11 protein-coding genes are annotated in these 10,406 nt (G+C 48.5%); 8 read left to right on the forward strand and 3 right to left on the reverse strand.

All coding sequences use genetic code 11. The features are described from left to right. The 7 genes from QHH26_13410 to uppP all read left to right on the forward strand — a co-directional run. Positions 1-199 (forward strand): RpiB/LacA/LacB family sugar-phosphate isomerase (locus QHH26_13410; protein ID MDH7482953.1); only part of this gene is annotated, 199 nt, incomplete at its 5' end. Positions 200-208: 9 nt separating this feature from the next. Beyond that, the gene (glyA, locus tag QHH26_13415) at positions 209-1,477 is read left to right on the forward strand and encodes a serine hydroxymethyltransferase (GenBank protein ID MDH7482954.1); all 1,269 of its coding nucleotides are present in this window, start codon (positions 209-211) and stop codon (positions 1,475-1,477) included. Positions 1,478-1,563: 86 nt separating this feature from the next. Continuing rightward, positions 1,564-2,052: a cytidine/deoxycytidylate deaminase family protein gene (locus tag QHH26_13420; protein ID MDH7482955.1), complete on the forward strand. Its 489-nt coding sequence runs from the start codon at positions 1,564-1,566 to the stop codon at positions 2,050-2,052. Positions 2,053-2,059: 7 nt separating this feature from the next. Next, positions 2,060-3,025 carry an MraY family glycosyltransferase gene (locus tag QHH26_13425; GenBank protein ID MDH7482956.1) on the forward strand — a complete coding sequence of 322 codons (966 nt, stop codon included), beginning with the start codon at positions 2,060-2,062 and terminating at the stop codon, positions 3,023-3,025. Between the two features lie 31 nt (positions 3,026-3,056). Further along, positions 3,057-4,181 (forward strand): UDP-N-acetylglucosamine 2-epimerase (non-hydrolyzing), encoded by a 1,125-nt coding sequence (wecB, locus tag QHH26_13430; GenBank protein ID MDH7482957.1) that lies wholly within the window; start codon positions 3,057-3,059, stop codon positions 4,179-4,181. A 7-nt stretch (positions 4,182-4,188) separates the two neighbouring features. Beyond that, positions 4,189-5,346: an AI-2E family transporter gene (locus QHH26_13435; protein ID MDH7482958.1), complete on the forward strand. Its 1,158-nt coding sequence runs from the start codon at positions 4,189-4,191 to the stop codon at positions 5,344-5,346. A gap of 36 nt (positions 5,347-5,382) precedes the next feature. Next, positions 5,383-6,213 (forward strand): undecaprenyl-diphosphatase UppP, encoded by an 831-nt coding sequence (uppP, locus tag QHH26_13440; protein MDH7482959.1) that lies wholly within the window; start codon positions 5,383-5,385, stop codon positions 6,211-6,213. 10 nt (positions 6,214-6,223) lie between these two features. On the opposite strand, the gene hisF is transcribed toward uppP, so the two are convergent. The 3 genes from hisF to QHH26_13455 are packed head-to-tail and all read right to left on the reverse strand — an operon-like array spanning position 6,224 to position 9,943. Further along, a complete protein-coding gene (gene hisF / locus QHH26_13445) occupies positions 6,224-7,003 on the reverse strand; it encodes an imidazole glycerol phosphate synthase subunit HisF (protein MDH7482960.1) in 780 nt (259 codons plus the stop codon). Next, positions 6,997-7,620: an imidazole glycerol phosphate synthase subunit HisH gene (gene hisH / locus QHH26_13450; protein MDH7482961.1), complete on the reverse strand. Its 624-nt coding sequence runs from the start codon at positions 7,618-7,620 to the stop codon at positions 6,997-6,999. The genes hisF and hisH overlap by 7 nt, the downstream gene beginning before the upstream one ends. A gap of 1 nt (position 7,621) precedes the next feature. Beyond that, a complete protein-coding gene (locus QHH26_13455; protein ID MDH7482962.1) occupies positions 7,622-9,943 on the reverse strand; it encodes a penicillin-binding protein 1A in 2,322 nt (773 codons plus the stop codon). Positions 9,944-10,110: 167 nt separating this feature from the next. On the opposite strand from QHH26_13455, the gene QHH26_13460 reads away from it, so the two are divergent. Continuing rightward, positions 10,111-10,406: 2-dehydropantoate 2-reductase N-terminal domain-containing protein (locus QHH26_13460; protein ID MDH7482963.1), on the forward strand; the 296-nt coding region annotated here is incomplete at its 3' end.

Raw genomic sequence — 10,406 nt, forward strand, 5'->3', positions numbered from 1 at the left:
CCTATACAGCGCAATGGTGTCCCGAACCCATAATGACTCAAACATCCTGACGCTAGGGGAGCGAGTCATCGGCGTTGGAATAGCCATCGAAATTGTTAAGACATGGCTTTTCACTGAATTCTCCGGTGAAGAACGCCATGCAAAGCGTATTGCAAAAATAAAAGAGATTGAAAGAAAATTCTTCAAAGAGGCGGGCTGATCGCAGGCAATGTTGGAACTTAAAGTAACCAATCCATCGTTTACGGCGCCATTATCGGAAGTTGACCCAGAAATCGCCGAAGCTATTGAGCTAGAGAAAAAACGCCAAAATGGAAAGCTAGAGCTAATTGCCGCTGAAAATTTCGTCAGTCGGGCGGTGCTCGAAGCTACTGGCAGCATAATGACAAACAAATATGCAGAAGGCTATCCCGGGAAGCGTTATTATGGCGGATGCGAATACGTTGACATTGCCGAGCGTTTAGCCATTGAACGTGCAAAGCAACTATTCGGCGCAGACCACGCCAATGTCCAGCCGCACGCCGGTGCTCAAGCAAATATGGCGGTCTACTTTGCGGTAATGGAACCAGGCGATACTTATCTAGCAATGGATTTGAACCACGGAGGGCATCTCACCCACGGTAGTCCGGTAAATTTCTCTGGGAAACTCTACAATGTCATCCCCTATGGGGTTGATAGGAAGACCGAGCTAATTGACTACGATGAACTCTACAGGCTGGCGCGGGAACATAAACCAAAGCTAATAGTGGCAGGAGCAACCGTATACCCGAGAATCATAGATTTTTGCAAAATGCGGGAGATAGCTGACTCCGTCAATGCGTATTTAATGGTAGACATGGCGCATATAGCTGGTTTGGTTGCCGCGGGAGAGCATCCATCACCCGTGCCATACGCGCATTTTGTTACCACGACGACTCATAAGACTCTTCGTGGCCCGCGGTCGGGCATGATTCTCTGCAAAGCAGAATACGCAAACATGGTGGACAAAGCCGTATTCCCCGGAATGCAGGGTGGGCCATTGATGCACGTTATTGCCGCAAAAGCTGTTGCTTTGAAAGAAGCAATGACTCCGGAGTTCAAAGCATATCAGCGCCAGATTCGGCATAATGCGGCCGCCCTTGCCGAAAGTCTCCTCCAGCACGGCCTGAGACTTGTTTCCGGCGGCACAGATAACCACCTAATGTTAATCGATTTAACACCGCTTGGTCTAAATGGCAAACAAGCGCAGGAGGCTCTCGACAATGCCGGAATAACAGCCAATAAAAATACGATTCCATTCGATACTCAAAAGCCATACTTAGGAAGCGGCCTACGCCTTGGAACACCGGCATTGACAACTAGGGGTATGCGCGAGGCAGAAATGCGTATAATAGGCGGCTTAATAAACGATGTACTAAGAAACCCAGATGATGAAGCAGTCCGAACCAGAGTACTAGGCAAAGTTGCTGATTTATGCGCCCAGTTCCCTTTGTACGGCTAGCACTCTAGTGATAAATAACCAAAACAATTTTGCTAGTTTTTGCATGAAGGAGCTGACATCCAAAAACCGAATATGCGGTTAAAATTATGTCTGAAGAAACTCGAACGCGGCCGGATTGGGATAAGTATTTCCTGGAAATAGCACAAGTAGTGGCAAAGCGGTCCACGTGTCTCAGGCGTCAAATTGGTGCTGTAATCGTTCGCGACCGACGCATACTTGCGACAGGTTACAATGGTGCGCCCTCAGGCCTTGCCCACTGCTTGGATATAGGATGTCTGCGCGACAAAATGGGAATTGCTTCCGGCACTCGCACGGAGCTTTGTCGGGCACTCCATTCGGAAATGAACGCAATCATTCAGGCAGCACAGCATGGGGTCTCGACCAAGGGTGCGACATTATACTGCACACACCAGCCATGCAGCGTGTGTGCAAGAATGCTTGTTAATGCTGGAATTGCGCGAATCGTCTACATTGGCGACTATCCGGACCCCTTTGCGATGGAAATATTAAATGAAGCAGGCGTAGAGCTGATAAGATTCACAAAGGAGCTTGAGCCAATCTCCCCAACGAGGTGATGGGCTAATGAACTGGCATGTCCTCGCCTTTGGGCTTGCATTAGGTATTTCATATGTACTTACTCCCGTTGTGCGCCGCCTGGCCATAGCTCTCAACGTTATGGACCATCCTGGCGAGAGGCGAGTCCACACCCGTCCAATCCCACGATGGGGAGGGATTGCAGTATACGTTGCCTTCACTCTTACAATACTCCTTATTTCACAAATAGGTGGTAAGTTCTACCCTGAAATTAAGCTTGATATACGAATGATTGGCATCATTGTTGCGGGGGCACTTCTTGCAACCGCCGGAATGATAGACGACATGAAAGAACTATCAGCCGCCGTCCAAGCGCTCTCGATAATTGGAGCCACGGTCGTTCTAATGGGATTTGGGGTAAGCATACAGCTGATTACCAATCCTTTCGGAAACCCGCCAATAATATGGCTAAAATGGGCTTCATGGCCAGTGACCATTCTTTGGGTGTTCATCCTAACCAAGTCGATGGACCTAATGGACGGATTGGACGGATTGGCTGCGGGTATAGGAGCTATTGCATCGGGTTTCCTTGCAATAATGGCATATTACAAAGCGCAACCTGCGGTAGCGCTGATGTCAGCAACACTTTGCGGAGCTTGCATTGGCTTTCTGAGATTCAACTTCAACCCAGCAAAGATCTTTATGGGAACGGTCGGAAGCCAGTTTATCGGGTTCACCCTTGCTGCTATATCAATAGTGGGCCTCTTCAAGGTGGCGGCTGCCTTTGCCATTGCAATTCCCGTGCTGGTGTTTGGCGTGCCAATCTTCGATGCATTTTTCGTAGTTTGGAGAAGGTTTCGCGAGCGCCGGCCCGTACATGTTGCCGACCGCACCCATTTACACCATAGACTGTTAGAGAAAGGCTTGACACATAAACAAGTTGTCCTTTTGATATACATCCTTTGCTGCATATTAGGCATAGTGGCGCTAACAATTATCCTCTCCTGCAGGTAATGAAGCGAAAACTTTGGAAAAGGGACCTTCAATGCCGATAAAAGTAATGACAGTGTTCGGAACGCGACCGGACGCCGTAAAAATGTGTCCAGTAGTCTTGGAACTTCAGAAGTTTCCAGACAAGGTAGACTTGGTTGTGGCGGTCACCGGCCAGCACCGCGAAATGCTTCACCAAGTCCTTGACATCTTCCAAGTCAAGCCAAAATACGACTTGGATATCATGAAGACTAAGCAATCGTTAGCGGAAATAACTACCCGCTCCCTGCAGGGACTAGAAAACATTATCCTTAAAGAACAGCCGAATATTGTTCTTGCACAAGGAGACACGACAACAACATTCACCGCATGTTTGGCGGCATTTTACAATAAAGTAGCCGTTGGGCATGTGGAGGCAGGGCTACGGACAGACAATAAATACGACCCATTCCCAGAGGAGATAAACCGAAGGCTGACAACAGTCCTCGCCGATTTGCACTTCGCACCTACGCCGGCGGCAAAAAAGAACCTCCTTGCTGAAGGAGTACCATCGAATAAAATATACGTGACCGGCAATACGGTAATTGATGCGCTTCTCTCGGTAGCAGAACGGCCTTGGGTTTTTGACGACCCAGTTCTCGCAAGCGCTGGAACCGACGGACGGCGAATGATTCTCGTAACCGCCCATCGGCGCGAGAATTGGGGAGAGCCAATGGCATCGATTTGCCGAGCGATAAAAAAGGTAGTTGAGGAATTCCCGGACGTGTTTGTTGTATTCGCAGTACACAAGAATCCGATAGTTAGGGAGACAGTATTTCCCGAACTAGGGCAAACAGAACGCGTTCACCTAATTGAACCGCCGGATTATGTGCCCTTCGTACACTTGCTGAAGCGGTCATATCTGGTGCTGACAGACTCTGGGGGCATTCAAGAAGAAGCGCCATCTCTCGGGAAACCTGTCCTAATAATGCGAAATACTACCGAACGTCCCGAAGGCGTTGAGGCAGGAACCGGCAAACTTGTCGGCACAACCACCGAAAGAATTGTCTCGGAGACAGCCAAACTTCTTTCCAACCATGAAGCTTATAACTCTATGGCCCGTGCCGTGAACCCATATGGCGACGGGCATGCTTCCGTTAGAATCAGGGAGGCATTATTCAAATACTTTGGGTTAGACTGAGGAATTAGTGAATCCTAAGAGCCGAGTCGAAGGAATTTTCGAATTAGTTTGGGGCGTAGGAATTAGAATAGCCTTACGGATTACTCTGTGGGCTGGCTTAGCATATTTTTTGTGGAAGGCCCGCTCCGTTTTAACCGCTGTTATTATCGCAGCCGTATTGGCGTACGCCATGCTGCCAATTGTTGATTTTCTATGTTCCTACCGCGTGCGCGGCATGAAGCGCCGAACCCAACGGATAATAGCAACAACCCTCGTATTCATTTTGCTCCTTAGCGGTATTGTATCGTTTGCACTCGCGTTCATATCGCCTCTCCGAGGAGAAATGGCTGGACTAGTTGCAAGCCTTGAAGGTTCTAGCGAGCAAGTGTCAAAGATTTTTGAAAGCCTCAAGAAATGGTACATGGAGCTCCCTGACGATCTTCGGCAATTGCTAAGCGCCCAAGACCTTACCAAGCTTGGGGCGGAAGCGACAACTTGGGTGAAGGGAGCAATAACTAAGACCATAAACTGGGTTTCCCACCTTGTAGATGTAATAGCAATTCCAGTACTTGCTTTCTACTTTGTACTTGGCAGTAGAACACTAAAACGAGAGTTTGTAGGACTAGTTCCAAAGAGACGGGCGCGTGAAGCACTAGCGATTCTCCACGAGATAAGTGCAATAATGAAAAGCTACATAATTGGCCAGCTCCTACTATGCATTATTGCCGGCTTCGTTGTAGCTGCTGGGCTCAGTTTGGCAGGAATGCCCTACATACTCATTTTGAGCTTGTTCGCAGGCGTGACTAGGGCTATTCCAATTATAGGACCCATAATCAGCGGTTTGCTTATCGTACTGCTTGGAATGGCTAAATCGCCTTGGATGGGATTATACCTTCTAATTTTTGTTGCGGTTCTCCATTTTATAGAGAGCAAATTCATCATGCCCATGCTAATAGGCGACCGTATGCAGCTCCACCCAGCGCTGATACTAATCGTCCTACTAATCGGAGCCCAATTCTTTGGAATAACAGGAATGTTCCTTGCTGCACCAGTAGCAGCAGTTTTGAGAGTGCTAATAAGGTTTTATATAGTCAAGCCGCCAAAGGTACGAGTATGGGGCCTAAGCGGCGAAAGACGTGTGGCTCAATCATCTACTGATATGGGACCCGGCCCAGATGCCTATTAATGTTCAAAACTTTCTTGAAATTGGGAAGGCACTAGAGTGCAAATTATAGAAGCAATAATCCTCGGCGCAGTACAAGGTCTAACTGAATTCATACCTATTAGTAGCTCTGCCCATCTCATCATCATTCCTTGGATAGCCAATTGGAAAACTCACGATCTTGTATTTGACGTAGCCCTTCATCTAGGTACGCTCTTTGCGCTTTTGAGTTACTTTTGGCGGGAATGGTATGTAATGGTTCGGACTTCCATCGAAAGATCGAGGTTCAAGAGGGAACAATCGGGAAACAGTTCACCCAATTCGGAAGCCCTACTGCTTTGGCCAGTCATTTTCGCTTGTGTGCCTGCGGCCCTCTCCGGCATGTATTTCGAAGACGCCATAGAGTACGGTATCAGAAACAAACCTACGCTCATAGGGGCTGTGACAATCATTACGGGAATTGTCTTGCTTTTAGCTGATAGGCTTGGCAAACAGCGCCGACCTATGAAGGAAATTACAATGAAAGACTGGATAATCATAGGGTTGGCTCAAGCGCTAGCCATAATCCCTGGCGTTTCACGCTCTGGAATAACAATCACAGCAGGACTATTTTGTGGACTTAAAAGGGAAGCTGCAGCGCGATTTTCGTTCTTAATAGGAGCACCAATTATATTTGGAGCAGGGGTATATAAGCTTAAAGATCTATTCACTGATGGCCTGCCACCAAATCAAATATTGCCATTTATTCTTGGAGTAATAGCTGCCACCGTTGTTGGGTATATCTGCATCGGGTTTCTGCTCAATTACCTTAAGAAGCGAAGTATGGGGATATTCGTCGCCTACCGCGTAGTATTTGGCAGCGCCGTAATTCTTCTAGCCATAATCAGATAGACTTTGACTTCTACCATTTTTTTCGCACAGGTACCCCCGCTGATGCAAGCTCAGCTTTAATTTGGGCAATTGTATATTCACCTGTATGAATCATGCTTGCAATAATCGCTGCATCGGCACAACCTTCATTAAAGACATCAACCAGGTGTTGAGGCTTGCCTGCTCCTCCTGAAGCTACAACGGGTATACTCACATTCGTTGAAATAAGGCGCGTGAGATGGATATCATAGCCCAAACGCGTGCCATCGGCGTCAACTGAGTTGACAACAATCTCACCTGCCCCTAAATCTTCCGCCCTCTTAGCCCACTCAAGTGCATCGAGTCCCGTTCGCTCCCGGAAGCCCCTTATAGTGATTTCATAGCCGCTAGGGAAACGAGTGGTGTCATTCGTCCTCACAGGATCCATGCCAAGAACAATACACTGCCTACCGAAAACCTTTGCGCCTTCAGCGATTATAGAAGGGTTTTTCACCGCCAGGGAGTTTACAGACACCTTCTCCGCACCTGCAAGCAGAACACGATACATGTCATCCAGACTCTCAATACCGCCGCCAACTGCGAAAGGAATATGGACGACTCTGGCGACTTCTCGAACCATTTCTATGTCTATTGGCCTGCGCTCTGCAGAAGCAGTGATGTCGTAAAAAACTAATTCATCGCAGCCGCCTTGGCTGTAAGCAACAGCCATCTCAACAGGATCGCCAAGGTCTATGTTGTTTTGGAACTTTATCCCTTTAGTGACCTTCTTGTTGCGCACATCAAGACAAGGGATAATTCTTTTGGTCAGCATTTTCCATCCCACCGGCTAAAGTTCTCGAGAAGGCGCAAGCCAATTCGTCCCGACCGCTCTGGGTGGAATTGCGTGGCAAATATATTACCTTTCCCTATAATTGATGCGAATCGCACATCGGCATACTCAGTTACCCCTATTACATACGAGGTGTCCGAAGGCGATGGATAGTAGCTGTGGACGAAGTAGAACTCACTTCCATCCTCAATTCCCTCCAAAAGGGGATGTCGTCGAAGAAATTCTACCGCATTCCAACCCATATGCGGAATTTTACAAAGAGGATTCGGGGGCACAAACCGCTTGACAGTTCCAGGAATGAAACCGATGCAATTCGTCCCCCCATCTTCCTCGGAAAATTCAAAGATAATCTGGGTTCCCAAACAAATCCCAAGGAACGGCACCCCTTGGGATACGACGGTCTTCAGAGATTCAAGCAGTCCAAGTTCATTTAGGTTCTTCATTGCCTCGCCTGCGGCGCCGACGCCCGGAAAAATAACCCTCTCAGCTCTTAGGATATGCGCCGAATCGCTCGTTATCTCGCACTTCACGCCAATATGCTCTAAAGCAAGGCGAACACTTGTTAGGTTGCCTGCCTTATAATCAATAATCGCTATCATCTTACTCCCTCGGTGCACGGTGGATAGTACACACTTTATTCGGTGCTTCCTCCACCCTGTATCTGCGCGTTATAGTTTCCGGACAGTAAATATTTGCAATTCTGCCTGAGTCAACGCATATCGTAACATTCACATAACGATCGCTTGGAGCAGGCGATGGCGCAGGTTGAGGAGGAGGCGGAGGAGCAGGAGGAGCACTTTGCGCCTCTTGGTTCGTTTGATTAACCTCCTGAGAACCATGAATCGGACAATATGTCATTGGTTCGGTGCCGACCTCAAACGAGGCTCTATATGTCGAAGGACAATCCTTCGTCGCTAGGCATCCGCTTTCGGTACATATCGTTATATCTACTGTTCGCGGCGACCGAGCTTCGCTGCTGGGACGCTCTCTACGAGTTGACCGCTCGGACTCACGGCGGCTTTTTTCTTCTAGGTCGGTCCTCGACCTTGCCATCTCGGGGTTTTTCTCGCGCTTATATATCTCAAGGGCACGCTTCATGAAAGCAGCCCACGTAGGCGCACACACATTCGCACCATAGACGCGGCGCATCGGACTAAAATCGTCATTACCCACCCAGACGGCGCAGGCAAGCTCAGGGGTGTATCCTATGAACCAAGCATCCCGGCAGTCTGAGGTCGTCCCTGTCTTCCCATGAGCTTCAGGGACTCCCCGTGCGGCACGTCCAGTGCCGTGGAGCACTACTCCCCTTAGCAGCTCATTCATTGTTTCTGCCGTTTGCCTGCTAAGAACCTGCATGGTTACCGGAGAATATTCTTTTATAATGCCACCTTCTCCATCCGTAATCTTCGTAACCGTCATCGGTTCCGCACGGATGCCCCCGTTTGCGATGACTGAATATGCCGATACCATCTCAAGTGGCGTAACAACCGACGTGCCCAAAGCAAGAGAAAGAGTTCGCTCAAGCTTCGACTTAATACCAAGAAGCCGTGCATATGTAATTACTTGGTCTATCCCAACTTTATCAGCCAGCTTGACTGCAACTACGTTGATTGATTGGGCAAGCGCCTGTCTTAAATCATAGGTTCCCCCGTACCTGCCGTTAGCATTCTTTGGCGTCCAAGGTTTTGACCCATAGCCAACGTAAGTAACCCTTGAATTTGATATTCTATAGCTTGGATCATAGCCATTGTCTATTGCGGCGGTGTAAACAAAAACTTTGAATGATGACCCCGGCTGCCTGCGAGCTTGGACAACCCTATTGAATTGATCTTTGGTGAAATCCTTATTTACGCCGCCAACCATAGCCTTAATATGCCCATTATGCGGGTCAATACATATCAGCGCTCCTTGGGTAACATTCATGTGCTTTGCAGCAGCAACGCCTTTGCGAAGTTCTTCCTCGGCAGCCTGTTGCATTTCGTAGTTAAGCGTCGTATGTACTTCAAGACCACCCTTATAAATCATATCCGCACCAAGTTCCCTAGTGAGCTGCTTCAGAACATAGGTAACAAACCATGGCGCTTTGTACTTAGCCAACCCGCCGGGCTTCAAGCCTACAAGACGAACAGGTTCCCTTTTAGCCTGCTCACACTGCTCGCGAGTAATGTATCCCAACTCAGCCATTTTATCTAGGACAACCCCGCGGCGTCCGATGGCAGCACGTAGGTTTTCATAGGGCGAGTATACCGATGGCTTTTTGGGCAGCCCTGCAAGGAGAGCACATTCTGCCAGCGTCAGGTCCTTCACATTCTTGCCAAAATAGATCTTAGATGCGGTCTGGACTCCATAAGCTCCGCTTCCATAGTAGACTTCATTGAGGTAAAGCTCTAATATCTGCTCCTTAGAGTAGTTTCGCTCGATGCGAAGTGCAAGAATTATCTCCTGAAGCTTGCGCGAAAGCCGCTTTTCCCTAGTGAGATATAAATTGCGCGCAAGCTGTTGTGTAAGGGTGCTTCCGCCCTGAACCATTCGTCCAGCTTTCAAATTTTCTATAAATGCGCGGAGCATTCCCCTTAAATCAATGCCCCAGTGCTTATAGAAGCGGGCATCCTCAATTGCCACGGTAGCATTCTGAAGATCTTTGGGGATATCTGTAATCGGCACAACCTCGCGGTTTTCTTCGTAGACCTCCGCCAGGACAACTCCATCGCTGGAAATTATGCGGGTCGCTTCGGTAGGCCGGTACTCCTCTATATCGTGGCTCGAAGGAAGAACCTTTGATACGCTGTAGAAAGCGCCAATGATTCCGCCTAGCAGAATGCCAAGCACCAAAAGGAGCAATATTTGTATACAGATGAGAATTATCCTTATGCGCCTGCGCTGAGAACGCCGACCATACCTAACTCTTTCCGTCTGTGGCATGAACTGGGCCTCCAAACGAGATTATAAGTGTCCAGAGCTTGCACTGTCAATGAACAACCCATTTAAATATACGCCAAAGGCAGTAAATTTGTACCTTCTTTGAGCAAAGACGACCCGATGTTGTCGCATCTGTTTGCCAATGTTATAATCGCCAAGGAGGAAATATCATGAGCCGAATTGCCGTATTGGGTGCCGGCAGTTGGGGAACGGCGCTCTCGCTCCTTCTCGCAAGAAAAGGCAACGAAGTCAAATTGTGGGTCTGGGATCCCTCCCAGGCAGCTGAAATGGAAAAAGCCGGTGAAAACCCCAAGTTTCTGCCAGGCTTTCCCTTCCCTAGCAACCTAACCTTTACAACTTCGATGCCGGAGGCAGTCGAGGGTGCTGAGTCGGTCATATTTGTTGTTGTCTCAGAAGGCATCGTGGAAGCGGCTAAGTCTCTTAAGAAGTGCCTTCCACGTGGGAT

The sequence above is a fragment of the Armatimonadota bacterium genome, from assembly GCA_029907255.1.
Lineage (GTDB): Bacteria > Armatimonadota > UBA5829 > DTJY01 > DTJY01 > JAIMAU01.

Bases quoted from the DNA above. Each gene is read 5' to 3' on its own strand.
- glyA (MDH7482954.1), top strand. From the start codon at position 209: ATGTTGGAACTTAAAGTAACCAATCCATCGTTTACGGCGCCATTATCG.
- QHH26_13420 (MDH7482955.1), top strand. From the start codon at position 1,564: ATGTCTGAAGAAACTCGAACGCGGCCGGATTGGGATAAGTATTTCCTG.
- QHH26_13425 (MDH7482956.1), top strand. From the start codon at position 2,060: ATGAACTGGCATGTCCTCGCCTTTGGGCTTGCATTAGGTATTTCATAT.
- wecB (MDH7482957.1), top strand. From the start codon at position 3,057: ATGCCGATAAAAGTAATGACAGTGTTCGGAACGCGACCGGACGCCGTA.
- hisF (MDH7482960.1), bottom strand. From the start codon at position 7,003: ATGCTGACCAAAAGAATTATCCCTTGTCTTGATGTGCGCAACAAGAAG.
- hisH (MDH7482961.1), bottom strand. From the start codon at position 7,620: ATGATAGCGATTATTGATTATAAGGCAGGCAACCTAACAAGTGTTCGC.
- QHH26_13455 (MDH7482962.1), bottom strand. From the start codon at position 9,943: ATGCCACAGACGGAAAGAGTTAGGTATGGTCGGCGTTCTCAGCGCAGG.